Source organism: Rhizobium sp. FKL33, assembly GCF_005222915.1.
Classification (GTDB): Bacteria; Pseudomonadota; Alphaproteobacteria; order Rhizobiales; family Rhizobiaceae; genus Rhizobium_E.
Map to the genome: position 1 here is coordinate 199589 of NZ_STFX01000006.1, position 18771 is coordinate 218359.

General features: G+C 63.1%; 18 protein-coding genes. 9 read left to right on the plus strand and 9 right to left on the minus strand.

The annotated features are described in order from the left end of the window. The 8 genes from E8Q41_RS04610 to E8Q41_RS04650 all read right to left on the minus strand — a co-directional run bounded on the left by E8Q41_RS04610 (position 1) and on the right by E8Q41_RS04650 (position 8658). The gene (locus E8Q41_RS04610; protein ID WP_137154335.1) at positions 1–1755 is read right to left on the minus strand and encodes an FAD-dependent monooxygenase; all 1755 of its coding nucleotides are present in this window, start codon (positions 1753–1755) and stop codon (positions 1–3) included. Then, a complete protein-coding gene (locus tag E8Q41_RS04615; RefSeq protein ID WP_137154336.1) occupies positions 1748–2863 on the minus strand; it encodes a branched-chain amino acid ABC transporter permease in 1116 nt (371 codons plus the stop codon). The genes E8Q41_RS04610 and E8Q41_RS04615 overlap by 8 nt, the downstream gene beginning before the upstream one ends. A 7-nt stretch (positions 2864–2870) precedes the next feature. Next, a complete protein-coding gene (locus E8Q41_RS04620) occupies positions 2871–3734 on the minus strand; it encodes a branched-chain amino acid ABC transporter permease (protein WP_137154337.1) in 864 nt (287 codons plus the stop codon). After that, complete coding sequence (locus E8Q41_RS04625) at positions 3721–4440, minus strand: ABC transporter ATP-binding protein (RefSeq protein ID WP_137154338.1); 720 nt, start codon at positions 4438–4440, stop codon at positions 3721–3723. Before E8Q41_RS04625 ends, E8Q41_RS04620 begins: the two co-directional genes overlap by 14 nt. Before the next feature lie 3 nt (positions 4441–4443). Continuing rightward, the gene (locus E8Q41_RS04630) at positions 4444–5163 is read right to left on the minus strand and encodes an ABC transporter ATP-binding protein (RefSeq protein ID WP_137154339.1); all 720 of its coding nucleotides are present in this window, start codon (positions 5161–5163) and stop codon (positions 4444–4446) included. A gap of 229 nt (positions 5164–5392) precedes the next feature. Next, positions 5393–6673, minus strand: coding sequence for an ABC transporter substrate-binding protein (locus E8Q41_RS04640; protein ID WP_137154340.1), 1281 nt, complete (start codon positions 6671–6673; stop codon positions 5393–5395). 60 nt (positions 6674–6733) lie between these two features. Beyond that, entirely contained in the window at positions 6734–7789 is a 1056-nt protein-coding gene (locus E8Q41_RS04645; RefSeq protein ID WP_137154341.1) for a maleylacetate reductase, read from the minus strand. After that, positions 7786–8658 carry a dioxygenase gene (locus E8Q41_RS04650; protein WP_137154342.1) on the minus strand — a complete coding sequence of 291 codons (873 nt, stop codon included), beginning with the start codon at positions 8656–8658 and terminating at the stop codon, positions 7786–7788. Before E8Q41_RS04650 ends, E8Q41_RS04645 begins: the two co-directional genes overlap by 4 nt. A gap of 98 nt (positions 8659–8756) precedes the next feature. Here E8Q41_RS04650 and E8Q41_RS04655 point away from each other — a divergent pair, with 98 nt between their 5' ends. The 9 genes from E8Q41_RS04655 to nirD all read left to right on the plus strand — a co-directional run bounded on the left by E8Q41_RS04655 (position 8757) and on the right by nirD (position 18369). After that, a complete protein-coding gene (locus tag E8Q41_RS04655; protein ID WP_137154343.1) occupies positions 8757–9707 on the plus strand; it encodes a LysR family transcriptional regulator in 951 nt (316 codons plus the stop codon). 224 nt (positions 9708–9931) lie between these two features. After that, positions 9932–10234 carry a hypothetical protein gene (locus tag E8Q41_RS04660; RefSeq protein ID WP_137154344.1) on the plus strand — a complete coding sequence of 101 codons (303 nt, stop codon included), beginning with the start codon at positions 9932–9934 and terminating at the stop codon, positions 10232–10234. Further along, positions 10231–10830, plus strand: a complete 600-nt coding sequence (locus E8Q41_RS04665) for an ANTAR domain-containing response regulator (RefSeq protein WP_137154345.1) — start codon at positions 10231–10233, stop codon at positions 10828–10830. Before E8Q41_RS04660 ends, E8Q41_RS04665 begins: the two co-directional genes overlap by 4 nt. 97 nt (positions 10831–10927) lie before the next feature. After that, positions 10928–12136: a CmpA/NrtA family ABC transporter substrate-binding protein gene (locus E8Q41_RS04670; protein WP_246660080.1), complete on the plus strand. Its 1209-nt coding sequence runs from the start codon at positions 10928–10930 to the stop codon at positions 12134–12136. A 352-nt stretch (positions 12137–12488) separates the two neighbouring features. Then, positions 12489–13787: a CmpA/NrtA family ABC transporter substrate-binding protein gene (locus tag E8Q41_RS04675; protein WP_137154347.1), complete on the plus strand. Its 1299-nt coding sequence runs from the start codon at positions 12489–12491 to the stop codon at positions 13785–13787. A gap of 76 nt (positions 13788–13863) precedes the next feature. Beyond that, positions 13864–14766 carry a nitrate ABC transporter permease gene (gene ntrB, locus E8Q41_RS04680; protein ID WP_137154348.1) on the plus strand — a complete coding sequence of 301 codons (903 nt, stop codon included), beginning with the start codon at positions 13864–13866 and terminating at the stop codon, positions 14764–14766. A 12-nt stretch (positions 14767–14778) separates the two neighbouring features. Next, a complete protein-coding gene (locus tag E8Q41_RS04685; protein ID WP_137154349.1) occupies positions 14779–15576 on the plus strand; it encodes an ABC transporter ATP-binding protein in 798 nt (265 codons plus the stop codon). Between the two features lie 5 nt (positions 15577–15581). After that, positions 15582–18029 (plus strand): nitrite reductase large subunit NirB, encoded by a 2448-nt coding sequence (nirB, locus tag E8Q41_RS04690; protein WP_137154350.1) that lies wholly within the window; start codon positions 15582–15584, stop codon positions 18027–18029. Positions 18030–18033: 4 nt separating this feature from the next. Then, a complete protein-coding gene (gene nirD / locus E8Q41_RS04695) occupies positions 18034–18369 on the plus strand; it encodes a nitrite reductase small subunit NirD (protein WP_137154351.1) in 336 nt (111 codons plus the stop codon). A 2-nt stretch (positions 18370–18371) separates the two neighbouring features. Here the strand turns inward: nirD and E8Q41_RS04700 are convergent, their stop codons facing one another. Continuing rightward, complete coding sequence (locus E8Q41_RS04700) at positions 18372–18770, minus strand: type II toxin-antitoxin system HicB family antitoxin (RefSeq protein WP_137154352.1); 399 nt, start codon at positions 18768–18770, stop codon at positions 18372–18374. Position 18771: the final 1 nt, after the last annotated feature.

The following is an 18771-nucleotide window of genomic DNA, read 5'->3' on the forward strand; positions in this document are numbered from 1 at the left end:
TCACCGGTTCAGGATAGTTTTCAGAACGCGCCGCAGTTCTGCTTCCGGATCTTCGACAGCTGCAACCGCCCGCCACGCGACATGATGATCCGGGCGCACAAGAAGCGCGCCGGAATCGCGGATTTCGCGGGCGCGCGCCCAATCGCCGGAGAAGTCCTGCCAGGTCTGGCGCGGACCGATTTTGTGCACCGTGATCGGCAAGCCGAATTCCTTGGACAGCGTTTTCGCCGCCGCGACCCAGCCGTCGCCGCCGATGCCGGTCAGCAGCGTAAAGACGCCGTGGCCGGTCAGGTCCAGGCTCGACACCTTCTCGCCCTCCGACCCATAGAGCCAGACATGCGGCAGGCGCGCGCCCGGCCAGGTGGTCGGCTGGTGGTGCAACTCGGCGTCCTTTTCGAAGGCCGGTTCAGGCTGACCATCTGTCAGCACCGCGTCGGATTTATAACGCTGGTTCATCTCGACGCCATGGGCGTCGAATTCATAGACCTTGGCGGCGATCGCCTGACGGATCGCCTCGCGTTGGCGTTCGGCGTCGGCGGTGTCGTCGCAGCGGGCGTCCATGTTTTCCTGCATTTTTACCGGATCGACGGAATCGAGCAGGCCGAGCGCCTTGAAGATCGGGCCGAACTCTTCGATCGACTTGTTGGCGCGGGTGACGATCTGCTTGGCGACCGGGGCGCGTTCGGCTTGGTAGCTGTCGAGCAGTCCGGCGCCAGCCTGACCGCGAATGACCATGGCGAGCTTCCAGGCCAGATTGAACGCGTCCTGAATCGAGGTGTTGGAGCCGAGACCGTTAGACGGCGGATGGCGATGGGTCGCGTCGCCCATGCAGAAGACGCGACCGTTCGACATGGTCGTCGCATACATATTGTTGACGGTCCAGGTGGAGACCGACTTGATTTTCGGCTGCAGGTCCTGCACGCCGACGAGATCGCGCACCACCTTGGTGGCGAAGGCGTCGTCGACCGCCGGCGCCGGCTGGTTGATGTCATAGCCCCAGACGATCAGCCATTCGTTCCATGGGCGCACCATGCGCACGAGGCCCATGCCGATGCCGCCGACATCGGCGCCGGGCTGCAGCACCCAGTAGAGCACCGAGGGACGATGGGCGACATAGCGCGACAGATCGCATTCGAACAGGATGTTCATCGAGCCCGCGACGCCCATCTTGCCCTCGAAGGACAGACCGGCATGTTCGGCGACCTTGGAATTGCCGCCATCGGCGCCGACGAGGAATTTCGAGCGGACGGTGATTTCCTTGCCGGTCAGCCGGTCGAGGCAAGTCGTGGTCACGCCTTCGGCGTCCTGCACATGGCTCACATATTCCGTCGACATCCGCGCCTGCGCGCCGCGCGAGCAGGCGGTCTTGAAGAGCAGCGGCTCCATATAAGTCTGCGGCAGGTCGTTCATCCGGCCGGGTGAAGAGAGCAGATGTTCGGCGCGCGACAGCGGATGGTTGCCCCAGCTCTGCATGCGGCCGATCTCTTCCCCTGCAACCGCGGTGCAGAACACGTTCTGCCCCATCAGGTCCTGCTCGGTCGCGAACATATACGCCTCGTCCTCCACATCGCGGCCGAGATCGCGCAGCACTTCCATCGTGCGCTGATTGGTGATGTGGGCGCGCGGGGTGTTGGCGAGCCAGCGGTAGCGATTGATCACCATCGGCTCAAGGCCGTAGCTTGCAAGCAATGCGGCGGTGGCGGAGCCGGCCGGCCCGGTGCCGATAATCAGAACGTCGGTGGTGATGTCAGCCATGAGGCCCTCCCTTTTCTGTGTGTTCGAGTGACCCGCCGCGCAAAGTGCGACGAACCGGAAAGAGTTCGATGCCGGTGCGGTCGGTGATCAGACCCCAAATGCCCCTGGGCGCAAACAGCATGGTGATGATGGCGATGGCGCCGAGCAGCAGCAGATACCAGGAGCCATAGCTCGACAAAGCATTCTGCAGCAGGAAGAACAGGATGACCCCGAGGATCGGCCCTTCGATCGCGCCGATGCCGCCGATCACCACGATGAACACGACATAGGCCGTCCAATCGGTGAGCGAGAAAGCGGCGTCCGGCGAAATCCGCGCTTTCTGCAGATAGATCAACGCGCCGACGAGACCGGTGATAAACGCGGTGGAGAGATAGATCGCGAGCTTCAGCCGGCGGGCGTCGACGCCGAGCGCGCGGGCCGCCGTCTCATTGTCGCGCACGGCCGCGAGGCCCAGCCCCTGCTTGGAGCGCAGCAGCCGATAGACGAAGCCGATCGTCAGCACCAGCACGAGAAGCGCCAGCCAGAAGGCGATGGCGTCCGAGGCGGCGGCCGGCCGCATGCCGAACCAGTCCTTGAGCAGCACGACGCCGGCCATATCGCGCGTGGCCTCGCGCGGCAGCGATGTGCCGGTGCCGCCGCCGAGCGTCTTCCATTGCGCGAAGACGAGCCGCCCGACTTCGGCGATCACCCAGGTGCCGATGGCGAAATAGGGTCCGTAGAGCCGAAAAGCGAAAAAGGCGGTGGGCAGGGCAATCAGCGCCGCGAAGAGACCGGCGAGCGGCACGGCCAGCAAAGGATCGACGCCGAGCAGGATAACGAAACCGAACAGCGCATAGGCGCCGCAGCCGACAAAGAGTTGCTGTCCCACCGAGATCAGCCCGGCATAGCCTGCCAGCAGGTTCCAGCATTGGGCGAGCGCCAGCATCGTCAGAATGAAGAACAGGTCCTGCACCACGCCGCGCGAGACGACGAACGGCGCGAGCGCGAGCAACAGCACGAAGAGGATCGCGGCAAACGAAAACAGCGCGGAGACGCGAGTGCGGGTCTCGACCCGCCAAGTTGGAGAGCGTGTCACCGTGGTGGGGAGTGTGTCGGTCTGAACGGTCATCTCAGCCTCAATCGACGGCTCGGGGGAAGAGACCCCGGGGACGGAACAACAGAACGAGCAGGAAGGCGATATGGCCTGACAGAATCTGCCATTCCGGATTGATCGCGGCGCCGAGCGTCTGCGCCACGCCGAGAATGACGCCGCCGGCAAGCGTTCCCCAGAGGGAGCCGAGCCCGCCGATGATCACCGCCTCGAAGGCGTAGATCAGCCGCGCCGGCCCGGAAGTCGGATCGAAATTGGCGCGCGTGCCCAAATAGAGTGCTGCGATGGTGACGATGACCATGGCGAGCCCGGTGGCGATGGCGAAGATCTGGTTCGGGCGAATGCCCATCAGCCCCGCCGTCACCACATCATCTGAGGTGGCGCGAAACGCACGGCCCAGCGCCGTCTTGTAGATCAGCTGGTTGAGGCCAACGATCACCAGGATCGCAGAGGCGAAGGTCAAGAGCGGCATGACGCCGGCGTTGATACCACCGAGCGAGATCGACGCCTGTTCGAGGGCGCTGGCTGAAATGCGCCGGCTGTCGGCGGTGAAGCTCTCCAGCAGACCGTTCTGGATGACGATGGACAGGCCGAAGGTCACGAGCAGCGGCGGCAGGATATCCTTGCCGAGCGTGCGGTTAAGAAGATGAAATTGCAGGAGATAGCCAACGCCGAACATCAGCGGCGCGGCGACCAGCGCCGCCAGAAACGGGTTGAGCCCGAGCGTCGAGACGAGCACGAGGATCAGGAAGGCCGCCAGCACGATCAGATCGCCATGAGCGAGATTGACGAGCCGCATGATGCCGAAGACGAGCGAAAGACCTGCCGCAAACAGTGCGTAGAGCCCGCCAAGCAGAATGCCCTGAAGAATGGTGTCAAGCCAGTTCATGGGTGTCCGCTCCGAAATAGGCCGCATGGATGTCGACGCGATCGAGCTCGCCCGGCCGCCCTTCGAGGGTCACCCTGCCCTCCATCATGCAATAGACGCGATCGGCGACTTTCAGCGCCTGGGCGATGTCTTGTTCCACAATGACGATGGCCGCTCCCGTCTCGCGGATGCGCGGAAAGGCGGCGTAGATGTCCTTGATCACCACCGGCGCCAGCCCGAGGCTGAGTTCGTCGCAGAGCAGCACTTCCGGATTGGACATCAGCGCCCGACCGATCGCCACCATCTGCTGCTGCCCGCCCGACAGCGCCGTGGACGGATTGCGCCGTCTTTCCTTCAGAATCGGAAACAGTTGGTAGACGCTGTCCAGCGTCCAGGGACCATCGACCTTGCGGCCATGCCGGCCCACAAGCAGGTTCTCCTCCACCGTCAGCGAGGGAAAGAGCCGCCGTCCCTCCGGCACCAGCGCAACGCCGCGCGCCATCACATCCGGCGCGGAAAGCGCGCCGATCGTTTCGCCGCGATGCAGGATCGCGCTCGGCTCATTGCGCAAAACGCCGGCGATCGAGCGCATCAATGTCGATTTTCCTGCGCCATTTGCGCCGATCACGGCGATGGTTTCGCCGGGATGCAGGACAAGATTGACGCCGAACAGGGCCTGGAAGTCGCCATAAAAAGCCGTGAGGTTGTTCGTCTCGATCAGGCTCATCGCTCAGACCTCCATGCCCAGATAGATCTCGCGCACCTCGCGCGAATTCATGATGGTTTGCGGTTCGCCATGCCCGATCACCCGGCCGAAATTGAGCACCAGAATCTTTTCGGCGACAGCGGTCAGCGCATGCAGCACATGTTCGATCCAGATGATCGTCATGCCCCGCTCATGCACCCGCTTGATGGTGGCGACCAACTGCCGGCATTCGCCTTCGGTCAGGCCGCCGGCGATTTCATCGAGCAGCAGAAGCTTGGGCTGGGTGGCGAGCGCGCGCGCCAGTTCCAGCCGCTTACGCTCGAGAAGCGTCAGGCTGCCGGCCGGCTTGTTGGCCTTGCCGATCAGCCCGGTCTCGACCAGGATATCCGCGCAGAGATCGGAGACATCGGCCTCCCTCTTCTCACTGCCGAACGCGCCGGCGACCAGCAGGTTTTCATAGACCGTCAGCCGCTCGAACGGTTGCGGGATCTGAAAGGTGCGGCCCATGCCGGCAAAGCAGCGCTGCATCGGCGGCATGGTCGTCACATCCCGGCCGTCAAAGCGGATATTGCCCTTGGCGACGGAGAGATTGCCGGTGATCAGATTGAACAACGTCGACTTGCCGGCCCCGTTCGGCCCGATCACCCCCAGCGCCTCGCCGGGCTCGACGGCAAAACCGATATCCTCGGCGACCACCAGGGCCCCGAAGGATTTGGAAACACCGTTGAGTTCAAGGATCGGCATGGTTGCGGTCTCGGTTAGAAATTTGGTGTGGGAGCTTTGGGGCTACCCCCCTCTGTCCTACCGGACATCTCCCCCTCAAGGGGGGAGATTGCAGAGAGGCGTGCTTATCGCCCAGCAACTGGCGTCGAGAGGGAGGGAAGCAGGCGCCGCCAGCCAATCTCCCCCCTTGAGGGGGAGATGGTCGGCAGACCAGAGGGGGGTGCTGCATCCGCGGAGACCCCACCCATCATCACCCCAGCGCTTCCATCTTGCCGCCGAGCGGCACGTTCGGCGCCAGCCCGTTTTCGACCACGACCAGATCATAGCCGCCGCCGGATTTCAGTCGCCATTGACCACCGACGAGCGGGGTCTTGGCGACATTCTTCTGGGCGAAAGGCGGCAGCTTGTCGTTGTTCCAGGCGATCGGACCGACGAGCGTATTTAGCTTGGTCTCGCCGATGGCTTTGGCGACGGACGCGCCGTCGCCGATATCCTCGGCGCGGCCCATGACATCGACGGCGAGTTCGAACAGCGCATGGGCAAAGCCGATCGGCTGGGTCCAGGGACCGCCGGTCGCTTCCCGGAAGGCGTCGGCGACTTCCTGGGCGGTCTGGCCGGTCAGCGACGATTTGAACGGATGCGACGGCGTCCACCACACTTCGGTGGACAGGTTGTGCCCCCCGTCGCCGAGCGTGTCGACGGTCTGCGGGAACAGCAGCGCCTTGCCGATCGAGGCGATCTTCGGCTTCAGTCCCTGCTGCTTGGCCTGATTCCAGAAGGTCGTGAGATCGGGCGGGATCATCACGCCGGTGAGGATCTCGGTCTCCGCCTGCTTGAAGGCGTTGATCTGGGCCGAGAAATCGTCGGTCAGGTTCTGATAACGGCCGGTGTCGGTCAACGAATAGCCGAGCTTTTCGAGCACCGGCGGGAAGCCGACGACCTTGTCGCCCCAGGCATTGCCGTCGCCATCGTTCGGGAAGAGACCACCGACCTTCTTGTTGGTCTCGATCTGGCTCCACATGCCGGTGAACACGGCGATGATGTCTTCGAGCCCCCAGAAGAAGTGATAGGCGTAGTTGAACGGCTTCCAGCTCGCGGGATCACCGGGATTGCCCTGCTGGCCGATGAACCAGGGCTGCCAGGGGGCAACCGTCGAAATGCAGGGCATTTCCTCGGCTTCGCAAGTGGTCGAGACGGGATTGGTCGTCTCCGGCGTCGAGGAGACCAGAACCAGATTGACTTCGTCGTCGACGATCAGTTCCTTGGCCACCTCCGCCGCCCTGTTGGGGTTGGACTGGCTGTCCTTGACGACGACCTCGTAGTCGAGACCGAGTTGTTTGGCGATTTCGAGGAAATTGGTGACCACGAATGTGTCGGCTTCACCGAAAGCCGCCAGCGGCCCGGTCTGCGGGCTGACATAGCCGAGCTTCACCTTGGCTGTCTGTGCGATGGCCGGCGCGGCCAGGCCCGATGCTGCCAGAACGGCGCCGCCGGCTGCCGTCGTTTTCAGGAACTTGCGTCTCGTGAACATGCTTCCTCCCATCATCGTCTCTCCTCCCAAAGAGCGCGCCTCGCGCGTCAGATGTCTCGATCAGTCGGGCCTCACGCCCTCCCAGGCCTGCTGCAGCAGCGTCCGGATCGATGCCTGATCGATCGGGCGCGGATTCCAGTATGGATTTTCAGTGGCGATCGCAGCCGCGCGGTCGAGGTCGGCCTCGGTCAGGCCAAAATCCCGAAGCGACAGCGGCGCGCCAATCGCTTTCGCAAAGTCCCAGAGACCGCCGCCGATCGAGCCGCCAAAAATCTGCGCAGCCGGAACAAGCTCTTCGCGCGCAGCCTCGGCGTTGAAAGCGGCGGTATGTGGCAGCATCACCGCATGCGTCTCGGCATGCGGCGTATCGAAGGAGCCGCCCAGCGTGTGGCAGATCTTGTGATGCAGCGCCATGCCAACCGCGCCGAGCACCGTGCCGCAGAGCCAGGCGCCGTAGAGCGCGTCGGCGCGGGCCTGCCCGTCATGCGGGCTTTTAACGAGCGTCGGCAGGCTCTCTGCAAAGGCTCTGAGACCTTCGACGGCCATCAGCGTCGAAACGGGATTTCGATCCTGCGCATAGAGCCCTTCCACCGCATGCGCCATGGCGTTGAGACCGCTGGTCACGCTCATCGCCACGGGCAGTCCGAGCGTCAGGTCTGGATCGTAGATCACCACTTCCGGCAGGATACGGTCATGCCGCACCGTCGTCTTGCGGCCGGCTTCTGTCTGGCCCAAAATGGGCGTGACTTCCGATCCGGCGTATGTGGTGGGAATGACGATCTGCGGCAGATCGGTGCGATAAGCGATCGCCTTGCCAAGGCCGGTCGTGGAGCCGCCGCCGAGCGAGACGACGCAATCCGCACGACTCTCCGAGACCACATGGAGGGCCGCCTCGGTCACCTCGACCGGCGTATGCATCACGGCTCCTGCAAAGACGCCGACCGACAATGCGCCGAGCCGAACAGCAAGCGCCTCGGCGTCCGCCTTCTGATGCGGAGTGGCGAGCACGAGCGCGCGCTTGCAAGCCAACGCTTCGATTTCTTTCGCTGCATCGGCGCTTCGGCCGGAGCCGAAGACGATGCGGGCGGGACTGCCGCGATAGCTGAAATTCTTCATTTGCCCCTCCCCGGCCGCGCCCTGATCATGACGAATTTGACTGTGACCCGCGATGCCGGGCGTCCGTCGATTTCTGCGGGCTCGAAGGATCGCACGAGTTCGGGCCGGACGCCGAACAGCGCGTCTTCTCCCAGCCGGGGATCCCCGGCGTCATAGATATGCGTGGTGATGGTCTCGAAGCCGGGCGCGCGGACCAGGAAGTGCAGATGCGCCGGCCGCCGCAGCGGATAGCCTGCCTGGCTGAGCAGGCGGCCCACGGGCCCGTCATCCGGCACGCCATAGCCGGCCGGCCGCACCGTGCGATAGTGAAAAGCGCCCGTCTCATCGACGCGGAACAGGCCGCGCAGATTGAATTCCGGCTGCAGGTCGGGTTGCTGGTTTTCGTAATAGCCTTCGGCATTGGCTTGCCAAGTGATTATCTCGGCGCCGGGCACGGGCTTGCCGTCGAGATCCTCCACCCGCCCTTCCACCAGAAGGGGTTCGCCGACGCCATCGAGGGAAATCGAAGCGCCGGGGCGACGCTCCGGTGTGTCGGCGCGGAAGAAAGGCCCCCGGATCGTGTTCGGTGTCGCGCCCTTGGGGCGACGCGTATTGATCTCCTCGACGAGAGCGGACGCGCCGATGAGATCGGAGAGCAGCACCCATTCCTGGCGGCGCTCGTCGGAGGCATGACCGACATCCGTGAGAAATTCGATCACCTTGCGCCACTGGTCCTGCGATGGGCGGAATTCCTTGATGAGCGCATGGACATGCGAAACGACCGCGGCGAGCAGCCGGGCCGAGCCGTCATCGGGCACGGCAAAACGGCTGGCGAAAACTTCGGCCGAGGTGGTCTCGTTGAAGGCGATGAGTTCGGCGGCCCGCGACATGCATCTCCTCCCAAATCCGCATTGCTGGTCGAGGAGAAGCTAGCAGGCCTGAAATGGAAGATTGATGATTTGTTTCCGCGTCAATATAACAATTCGTTATGAAGTTCGATGAAAGGCACCTGATACAGCTGGCCGCCGTGGTCAAGACGGGCGGCGTCACCGAGGGCGCGGCGCTGCTGGGGCTTGCGCAGCCGGCGGTGTCGCGCACGCTGTCGATGCTGGAAAAGCGGATCGGCGAGCCGCTATTCATCCGCGGACGGCGACCGCTGCAGCCGACGCCGCTCGGCCTCGCGCTCGCCGAACACGGGCTGGTGATGCTCGCCGCCTCGCGCAAGGCGTCCGATCTGATGGAAAGCTTCCGGGTGGGCAAGAGCGGCGTCGTCAGGATCGGCGGCACGCCGTTTTTCATGGACTCGCTGATCGCCGGCATGTGCGCGGAATTCCAGGCAACCCATCCCGAAGTGCGCATCGACCAGTCCTACGGCTATTTCCCCGATCTCCGCGCCGCTCTGAAAGCCGACCAGATCGACCTCGCCATCTGCCCGATCGACATTCTCGACGAGGGATCGGGGCTGGCTTTCCAGCAGATCCTGCCGGGCCGCAACGTCATCGCCTGCCGGGTGACGCATCCGCTTCTCCTGAAGCGTCGCCTGCAGCCGGCGCATCTCCTCGACTATCCCTGGGTCGCGCCGCCGCCGGGCAGCCCGCTGCTCGCCGATCTCCGCGCGCTGCTGCTATCATTCGGCGCCACCGAAATCCGTATCCGCTATTCCGGCGGCTCGCTCGCCAGCGTCGTCAATTATCTGAAGGCGGCGGACGCGCTGACGGTGATGCCGCATAGCGTGGTCTTCGCGCAACGCAAGGAGAAGACCATCACGGCGCTGCCGATCAGCATTCCGCATCCGGAACGCGCGCTCGCGATCCTTCGCCGCGTCGACGCGCTCCGCTCCCCCGCCGTCGAACAGTTCTCGACCTTCATCCAGGCAAGTTTCGACAGCCTGAAACACCTGATCAAGCGACACGAAGAGGCGGTGGTCTGGGGGAACTGAGTTCGTTGGATCGACGCGAACGAACGGGAAGCTCAACCGCGTCCTTGATGGCCGCCTGCCAAGTCTTCGCGCCTAATGTGTTGCGACGCCGTCCTGTCGTGAAACCGGGGCTTGACCACCGCTCCGGAATATCTTTGTGGGGAGCCAATCACCGCCACGCCAATTTAGTGGGCATTTGGCGTAAAAATTGCTTGCTCGTGAGCCAGATGGTTCAGGAGATCTCTTTGTTTGCCTATCCGCCTATCCTCAGCATCGTCATCGGATTGTGCTGGACCGACTTCGTTGCGATGTTCTCGGCGCATACAGGCGCTTCGCGCGGACGATTGATCCGGATGACGATTGCCTCCAGTCTGCTGCTGACCTCACTGGCGTTGGTGTTTTCCGAGGCAGATTCAGCGTTGAGCCTGGCGCTTTTGCTGGCAATTGCGGCCGCCGCCCTCCTGGCGAGCCGCAGTCTGAGTTCGAATTCGGCGTTGAGCGTCGCGGGTGTCGGCTTCGCGCTCTATTTCTGCGGTGCAACGCCTTGAATGAACCGAAAAACACCGCCGACCTCACCATTCTCGTGATCGACGAGAACGCAATCCGCGCGTCGATCATCGAGGAAGGGCTGAACGAGGCGGGCCACCTCAATGTGAAGGTGATCCACGAGATGCGAGGGGTGGCGCGGCTGATCGAGACGCTCGATCCCGATGTCATCATCATCGACATCGAAAACCCGAACCGCGACATGATGGAGCATATGTTCCAGCTCAGCCGGACAGTCTCGCGCCCGATCGCCATGTTCGTCGACCGGTCCGACACGGCTGCGATCGAGGCTGCGGTCGATGCGGGCGTATCCGCCTATGTGGTCGACGGCCTGAAGAAGGAGCGCATCAAGCCGATCCTCGACATGGCCGTCAGCCGTTTCAACGCCTTCAGCCGGCTGCAGCGGGAACTCACAGAAGCGCGCAATGCGCTGGAGGAGCGCAAGGTTATCGAACGCGCCAAAGGCATACTGATGAAGATGCGCGGACTGAGCGAAGAACAGGCTTTCGCGCTGTTGAGACAGACCGCCATGAACGAAAAGAAAAAACTGGCGGACATCGCCCAGAGCGTCGTCACGGCAGCGGGACTGCTGCTGTGATGGGAGCGCCGGACGACACAGGCTGGGGAGAACCATGATGGCCACGACAGGAAACAGCGACGCCGTGAAATCTCCAGCGCGAATTGGCGGCAGCGACATGAAGGTCGTCAGGGCGGGCTTCATTCCCTTGATGGACGCTTCAATTCTCATCGTCGCCGCAGAACTCGGTTTCGCCGAGAAAGAAGGCCTCCGCCTCGATCTGGCGCGTGACGTCTCCTGGGCCAATGTGCGGGACCGGCTGGCGTTTCGCCAGTTCGACGTCGCCCATATGCTCTCGCCGATGCCCGTCGCCTCCATGTTGGGGCTGGGATCGAACCCCTCGCCGACCATCGCGCCCTTCTCCTTCGGCCGGGGCGGCAATGCGATCACTCTCTCCGCGCGCATCTTTGAACGCATGAAAGCCGCAACGGGCCTGACCGACGACGCCGGCGCGCTGGCCAACGCCCGGGCGCTCGCATCGCTTCTCGCCGACATGCGGTCTCGGGGGGAGCCCGCCCCCACGCTCGGCATGACCTATCCGTTTTCGTCCCACAATTACGAATTCCGCTACTGGCTGGCGGCGGGCGGTATTCATCCCGATCGCGACGTCAAGCTGGTCGTGGTTCCTCCGCCTCTGACCTCGGATGCGCTGGCGGCAGGCGAAATCGATGGTTTCTGCGTTGGCGCGCCCTGGAATATGGTCGCATCCGAACGCGGCGCCGGGCGTATCGTCGCCGCCAAGCAGGACATCTGGCCGCTTGCGCCCGAAAAAGTGCTCGGCATGCGCCCCGATTGGGCCGAAGCCAACATCGACACCGTATGCCGACTGATCGTCGCGCTGGACCGGGCGGCGCGCTGGTGCGACGACACCGCCCATCATGACGAACTGGCGGAAATTCTGGCAGCTCCCGCCTATATCGCTGCGCCGAAAACCATCATCCGCCGCGTTCTCAGCGGCGAATTCAGTCTGGATGCTCAGGGCACGACCCGCGTCATCCCCGATTATTTTCTGTTTCATCGTGGCGAGGCGAACCATCCGCGCCTTGATCAGGCAAGCTGGATCTACAGCCAGATGATCCGCTGGGGGCAGACGGAGTTCAGCGCCGAGGGCCTGATGCGGGCGCAAGGCGCCTTCCGCCCCGATCTCTACAAATTGGCGCTCGGCGCCGACGCCCTCGAGCCGCATGATGTCGATGAAGGCGAGGCCCATGGCTATGACGGCTTCATGGATGGCCAGCGCTTCGACCCGAACGACATCGAGGACTATGTGCAGCGCTTTTCAGTGCGCTCGAACGCGCAAGCCAAGACTGAAACCCATGAGGACTGATGGAGTGCAATGCACAATCCGAGGGCATTTGCATGGAATGCGAGGCCGTTGAACGTGCAATGTCCTGCCTCTCGCAGCGATCGATGCGAAGGCCGCCGTCCTCGAAAACACCTATATCTGTAATGGCTTGATCAGCCCGCGTCTGATTTGGCACGGCGCTTGCTTGACAATGTTTGTCTGCGGTCAACGGCGACCAAGGACGGATGAGCGCCCTGTGTGGCGCAGATAACCATCAGACACCGACGTCGCAGGCTCTTTTGCCGTCCGGCTCCTCCCGCCCGGACCTGGCAGATCAGCACGCGGCGTTTTTTTGTTTTCCGAATTCCGTCGGACTCCAGAGGGACCAAGACCCATGACGAAGAATACAGGAATGACCATCAGCCGGCGTCGGATCCTCAAGGCCGGCTCTGCAGCCGCCCTCCTCGGCGCCGTGCGCCTTGCTTTCCCGTCTGGCGCATTCGCCGCATCATCCGGACCTGAGGTCACGGGCGTCAAGCTCGGTTTCATCGCGCTCACCGACGCAGCCCCGCTGATCATCGCCAAGGAGAAGGGCCTGTTCGAAAAGCATGGCCTGCCGGATGTGGAGGTGTTGAAACAGGCTTCCTGGGGCGCCACCCGCGACAATCTCGTGCTCGGCGGCGAGGCCAACGGCATCGACGGCGCGCATATCCTGACGCCGATGCCCTATCTCATCTCCACCGGCAAGGTGACCCAAAACAAAGTGCCGGTGCCAATGTCGATCATCGCCCGCCTCAATCTCGACAGCCAGGGCATATCGGTCGCAAAGGAATATGCCGACACCGGCGTCCAGCTCGATGCGTCCAAACTGAAGGAGGCTTTCGCGGCCAAGAAGGCGGCTGGCGGCGAGGTCAAGGTCGCAATGACCTTCCCCGGCGGCACGCACGACCTCTGGATCCGCTACTGGCTCGCCGCCGGCGGCATCGATCCGGACAAGGACGTCTCCACCATCGTCGTGCCGCCGCCGCAGATGGTCGCCAATATGAAGGTCGGCAATATGGACGCCTTCTGCGTCGGGGAGCCCTGGAACGAGCAACTCGTCAATCAGGGCATCGGCTTTACCGCCTGCACCACCGGCGAACTCTGGAAGGGCCATCCAGAAAAGGCGCTGGCGCTCCGCTCCGACTGGATCGAAAAACACCCGAACGCGACCAAGGCGCTGATGATGGCCGTGATGGAAGCCCAGATCTGGGCCGACAGCATGGACAACAAGGAAGAACTCTCGACCATTCTCGGCAAGCGCCAGTGGTTCAACGTGCCGCCCAAGGATGTCGCCGGCCGCCTCAAGGGCACGATCAATTACGGCAATGGCCGCGTCCTCGAAAACACCGGGCTCGAGATGAAGTTCTGGAAGGACCACGCCTCCTATCCCTTCAAGAGCCATGACGCCTGGTTCCTGACCGAAAATGTCCGCTGGGGCAAATTCGCGCCCGACACCGATATCAAGGCTTTGGTCGACAAGGTCAACCGCGAGGACATCTGGCGCGCCGCCGCCAAGGACCTCGGCGTCGCCACAGCCGACATCCCCGCATCGACATCGCGCGGCAAGGAGACATTCTTCGATGGCAAGGTCTTCGATCCGGAAAATCCGCAGGCCTATCTCGACAGCCTGATCATCAAAGCCAGCGCGTGATGCAGTTTCGCCCTTCGCTCCTTGCTGCGAAGGGCGACGCCGCACCGGCCGACATCGCTCGAACGAGGACCAAACCATGACTGCCACCGCTCGAAAAAGCACTCCTGAACCGGCTGCGGCCTCCCTCGCCGCCAAAAGCGGCGCGGCCGTCGTTCGGATGACCCCGCCCTCAGCGCGCCGTTTCAAGCTGGCGCCCACCATCAGATCGGTTTCGCATTCGGTTCTGCCGCCGCTTGTCGTGCTGATCGCGCTCCTGGGCCTGTGGCAGATCCTCTGTTCCGGCCCGGGCGCGACGCTTCCGCCGCCATCCCAGGTCTGGATCGACAGCTATGATCTGATCGCCTATCCATTTTTCGATTATGGCTCGCAGGACATCGGCCTCGCCTGGCGCGTGCTGATCTCGCTGCAGCGCGTCGCGGTCGGCTTCGGGCTTGCGGCCATTGTCGGCGTGTTTCTCGGCGCCGTTGTCGGTCAATCGGTCTGGGCCATGCGGGGTCTCGATCCGATCTTCCAGATCCTGCGCACTGTGCCGCCGCTTGCCTGGCTGCCGCTGTCTCTTGCGGCCTTTCAGAATTCCAATCCCTCGGCGATCTTCGTGATCTTCATCACCTCGATCTGGCCCGTCATCATCAACACGGCCGTCGGCGTGCGCAACATCCCCGACGATTATCGCAACATTGCCCGCGTGCTCCGGCTCAATCCGCTGGAATTCTTCTTCAAGATCATGATTCCGGCCGCAGCCCCCTACATCTTCACCGGCTTGCGGATCGGCGTCGGCCTGTCCTGGCTCGCCATCGTCGCAGCCGAAATGCTGACCGGCGGCGTCGGCATCGGCTTCTTCATCTGGGATGCGTGGAATTCCTCCCGCCTCTCCGACATCATCGTGGCGCTCGCCTATATCGGCGTGACCGGCTTCGTCCTCGACAAGCTCGTCGCCCTCGTCGGCAGCGTCGTCACCCGCGGCACCGCCAAGAACTGAGGAGACGAGCCCATGACCGCCTATCTCAAGATCGACCATATCGACAAAAGTTTCGAACGCGGCGGCGCCCGCACGGATGTGCTCAAGGACGTGACGCTGACCATCGATAAAGGCGAATTCGTCTCGATCATTGGCCATTCCGGCTGCGGAAAGTCGACCCTTCTCAACCTGATCGCCGGATTGACGCGGGTCACGGCGGGAGCGGTGCTCTTGGAAAACCAGGAGGTCAACGCGCCCGGTCCCGAGCGCGCCGTCGTTTTCCAAAACCATTCTTTGCTGCCCTGGCTGACGGTCTATGAGAACGTCAATCTCGCTGTGTCCAAGGTCTTCGCCGGCAAGAAGAGCAAGGCCGAAAAGCATGATTGGGTGATGCGCAATCTCGACCTCGTGCAGATGGCGCATGCGAAAGACAAGCGGCCCGCCGAAATCTCCGGCGGCATGAAGCAGCGTGTGGGCATTGCCCGGGCGCTGGCCATGGAGCCAAAAATCCTGTTGCTCGACGAGCCCTTCGGCGCGTTGGACGCGCTCACCCGAGCTCATCTGCAGGATGCGGTGATGGAGATCCACTCCCGGCTCGGCAATACGATGATCATGATCACCCATGACGTCGACGAGGCCGTGCTCCTGTCTGATCGCATCGTCATGATGACCAACGGCCCCGCCGCCCGCATCGGCGAGATTCTGGACGTCCCGATCCCGCGTCCACGCGACCGCATCGCGCTCGCCGCCGACCGAACCTATCTCAAATCCCGCGAAGCCGTGTTGAAGTTCCTCTACGAACGTCACCGCTTCGTCGAAGCTGCGGAGTAATCACCATGGCGCAAAAACTTGTGATCATCGGCAATGGCATGGCCCCCGGCCGCATGCTGGAGGAGCTGTTCGAAAAAGCCCCGGGCCTGTTCGACGTGACCATTTTCAACGCCGAGCCGCGCGTCAATTACGACCGCATCATGCTTTCGCCGGTTCTCTCCGGCGAAAAGGCCTATGAGGACATCGTCATCCATAATGACGACTGGTACGCCGCCCATGGCGTGACCCTCCACAAGGGCGCGAAAGTCACCCAGATCGACCGCCACGCCAAGACAGTCACCACCGCCAATGGCGTGACGGCGCCTTATGACAAACTCGTTATCGCCACGGGTTCGCTGCCCTTCATCATCCCGGTTCCCGGCCATCAATTGCCCGGCGTACTGGCTTACCGCGACCTCGACGACGTCGAGAAGATGCTGGAGATCGCCAAGGGCAAAGGGCGCGCGATCGTCATCGGCGCCGGGCTTCTCGGGCTTGAGGCCGCCTACGGCCTGAAGCGCCAGGGCATGGAGGTCACAGTCATCCATCTGATGCCGACGATCATGGAGCGGCAGCTCGACCCGGCTGCGGCCTATCTGCTCGAAAAGGCGCTTACCGAGCGCGGCATCGAGATCATCACCAAGGCCAACACCAGGCAGATCCTCGGCGCGGAAAAGGTCGAAGGCATCGAGCTGGAAGATGGTCGCGTCATCTCGGGCGACATGGTGGTGATGGCGGTCGGCATCCGTCCGGCATCGAGCCTCGCCAAGGAGGCAGGTCTCGCCGTCAACCGCGGCATTGTCGTCGATGACGGCATGATGACATCGGACCCCAACATCTTCGCGCTCGGCGAATGCGCCGAACATCGCGGGACGTGCTATGGCCTGGTTGCGCCGCTCTATGAGGCGGCTCGGGTTCTGGCCGATCGGCTCACCGACGGTTCATCCGAATATCATGGCTCCGTCGTCAACACGAAGCTCAAGGTCACCGGCATCAACCTGTTCTCCGCCGGCGACTTCGCGGAGGCGCCCGATCGGGAAGAGATCGTGCTGCGGGACGCCTCGGCAGGAGTCTACAAACGCCTCGTGCTCAAGGACAACAAGATCCTCGGCGCCGTGCTCTATGGCGATACTGCGGATGGCTCCTGGTTCTTCGACCTGATGAAGCGCGGAACCGACGTTTCAACTATGCGCGAAACCCTGATCTTCGGCCAGTCCTTCCAGGGGGGCGCTCCGCTGGACCCTATGGCGGCCGTTGCAGCCTTGCCGGATGATGCGGAAATCTGCGGCTGCAACGGCGTATGCAAGGGCAAGATCACCTCGGCGATCACGGCCAAGGGCCTGACGACGCTCGACGGCGTCCGCGCCCACACCAAGGCCTCCGCCTCCTGCGGCAATTGCACCGGCCTTGTCGAACAGCTGATGTCGCTGACATTGGGTGACGCCTATAACCCCGCCGCTGTGACGCCGATGTGCGCCTGCACCGAACTCGGCCATGACGATGTCCGCCGCCTGATCAAGGCCAAAAGTCTGAAGACCATTCCCGCCGTCATGCAGGAACTGGAGTGGAAAACCTCCTGCGGCTGCGCCAAATGCCGGCCGGCGCTCAACTACTATCTCGTCTGCGATTGGCCCGACGAATACGCCGATGACTATCAGTCGCGGTTCGTCAATGAGCGCGTTCACGCCAATATCCAGAAGGACGGCACCTATTCGGTGGTTCCGCGGATGTGGGGCGGCGTGACCAACGCGGCCGAACTGCGCGCCATCGCCGATGTGGTCGACAAGTTCGAGATACCGCTGGTGAAGGTCACCGGTGGCCAGCGCATCGATCTCCTGGGCATCGAGAAGGAAGATCTGCCCGCCGTCTGGGCCGACCTCGGCAAAGCCGGCTTCGTCTCGGGCCAGGCCTACGCCAAGGGCCTGCGCACGGTGAAGACCTGTGTCGGCGAACAATGGTGCCGCTTCGGAACGCAGGATTCGACAGGGCTCGGCATCCGCATCGAAAAATTCATGTGGGGCTCCTGGACGCCGGCCAAGCTCAAGCTTGCCGTCTCGGGCTGTCCGCGCAACTGCGCGGAAGCGACCTGCAAGGATATCGGCGTCATCTGCGTGGATTCCGGCTTCGAGATCCATTTCGCCGGCGCCGCCGGGCTCGACATCAAGGGCACCGATGTTCTCGGCCTCGTGAAGACGGAAGACGAGGCGCTGGAGCATATCGTGGCGCTGACGCAGATGTATCGCGAACAGGCGCGCTATCTCGAACGCATCTACAAATGGGCCAAGCGCATCGGCCATGACGAGATCCGCCGGCAGATCATGGAGGATCACGACAAGCGGCGCGCCTATTTCGACCGCTTCGTCTTCAGCCAGAAGTTCGCCCAGGTCGATCCCTGGTCGGAGCGCGTCTCCGGCAAGGACAAGCACGAGTTCAAGCCGATGGCGACCATCGGCTTCCATCAGGCGGCGGAGTGAGATCATGGACAGCAACTGGATCGCAATCGGCCATATCGACGACATTCCGCTGCGCGGCGCCCGCTGTGTGAAGACGCCGCAAGGCAAGATCGCCGTCTTCCGCACCGCTGAAAACGAGGTCTTCGCCATCGACGATCATTGCCCGCACAAAGGCGGGCCGCTCAGCCAGGGCATCGTGCATGGCAAATCCGTCACCTGCCCGCTGCACAACTGGGTGATTTCGCTTGAAAGCGGCCAAGCGCTCGGCGCGGATGACGGCGCGGTCCGCACCATGCCGGTGCGCAACGTCGACGGACGTCTGTCGATCCGACTTACGCCCGTGATGATGGCGGCGGAATAATGTCAGCTCGCCGCCTCGATCTCTTTGCGGGCGCAACTGGCGAGGAAGGCAGAACGCGTCAGCCCGCGCCGCGCCGCCGTCTCGTCGATGGCTCTCAACGTACCCGCTTCAAACGTGACATTGGCGCGCACGATGCGGCTGTCATCCTCGATCAGTGGAATGCGGATCAGAAACGCGCCCTCGCCCAGCTCCTCACGCACATCATCGCGCGCCAGGATCGCCTCCAGGGACGAGGCTTCAGGCAAGACTTCGTCCTCCGCCCAGAGTTGCAGCGCCTCGATGGCGTTGCCGATAATGTCCGCCTCCTCGTCCGCCGCCGAGAACACCTGCGGAAGATCAGGGAATGCGATCCCGAACGCCGATTGCGGGTCTTTGTGAACGAGGGCGAAATAGCTGCGCATG

Excerpts from the sequence above, each read along its gene's own strand:
- E8Q41_RS04610 (WP_137154335.1), bottom strand. The coding sequence starts at position 1,755 with ATGGCTGACATCACCACCGACGTTCTGATTATCGGCACCGGGCCGGCC.
- E8Q41_RS04675 (WP_137154347.1), top strand. The coding sequence starts at position 12,489 with ATGACGAAGAATACAGGAATGACCATCAGCCGGCGTCGGATCCTCAAG.
- E8Q41_RS04685 (WP_137154349.1), top strand. The coding sequence starts at position 14,779 with ATGACCGCCTATCTCAAGATCGACCATATCGACAAAAGTTTCGAACGC.
- E8Q41_RS04650 (WP_137154342.1), bottom strand. The coding sequence starts at position 8,658 with ATGTCGCGGGCCGCCGAACTCATCGCCTTCAACGAGACCACCTCGGCC.
- E8Q41_RS04645 (WP_137154341.1), bottom strand. The coding sequence starts at position 7,789 with ATGAAGAATTTCAGCTATCGCGGCAGTCCCGCCCGCATCGTCTTCGGC.
- ntrB (WP_137154348.1), top strand. The coding sequence starts at position 13,864 with ATGACTGCCACCGCTCGAAAAAGCACTCCTGAACCGGCTGCGGCCTCC.
- E8Q41_RS04625 (WP_137154338.1), bottom strand. The coding sequence starts at position 4,440 with ATGAGCCTGATCGAGACGAACAACCTCACGGCTTTTTATGGCGACTTC.
- E8Q41_RS04615 (WP_137154336.1), bottom strand. The coding sequence starts at position 2,863 with ATGACCGTTCAGACCGACACACTCCCCACCACGGTGACACGCTCTCCA.
- E8Q41_RS04620 (WP_137154337.1), bottom strand. The coding sequence starts at position 3,734 with ATGAACTGGCTTGACACCATTCTTCAGGGCATTCTGCTTGGCGGGCTC.
- E8Q41_RS04655 (WP_137154343.1), top strand. The coding sequence starts at position 8,757 with ATGAAGTTCGATGAAAGGCACCTGATACAGCTGGCCGCCGTGGTCAAG.
- E8Q41_RS04670 (WP_246660080.1), top strand. The coding sequence starts at position 10,928 with ATGAAGGTCGTCAGGGCGGGCTTCATTCCCTTGATGGACGCTTCAATT.
- nirD (WP_137154351.1), top strand. The coding sequence starts at position 18,034 with ATGGACAGCAACTGGATCGCAATCGGCCATATCGACGACATTCCGCTG.
- nirB (WP_137154350.1), top strand. The coding sequence starts at position 15,582 with ATGGCGCAAAAACTTGTGATCATCGGCAATGGCATGGCCCCCGGCCGC.
- E8Q41_RS04640 (WP_137154340.1), bottom strand. The coding sequence starts at position 6,673 with ATGTTCACGAGACGCAAGTTCCTGAAAACGACGGCAGCCGGCGGCGCC.
- E8Q41_RS04630 (WP_137154339.1), bottom strand. The coding sequence starts at position 5,163 with ATGCCGATCCTTGAACTCAACGGTGTTTCCAAATCCTTCGGGGCCCTG.
- E8Q41_RS04700 (WP_137154352.1), bottom strand. The coding sequence starts at position 18,770 with ATGCGCAGCTATTTCGCCCTCGTTCACAAAGACCCGCAATCGGCGTTC.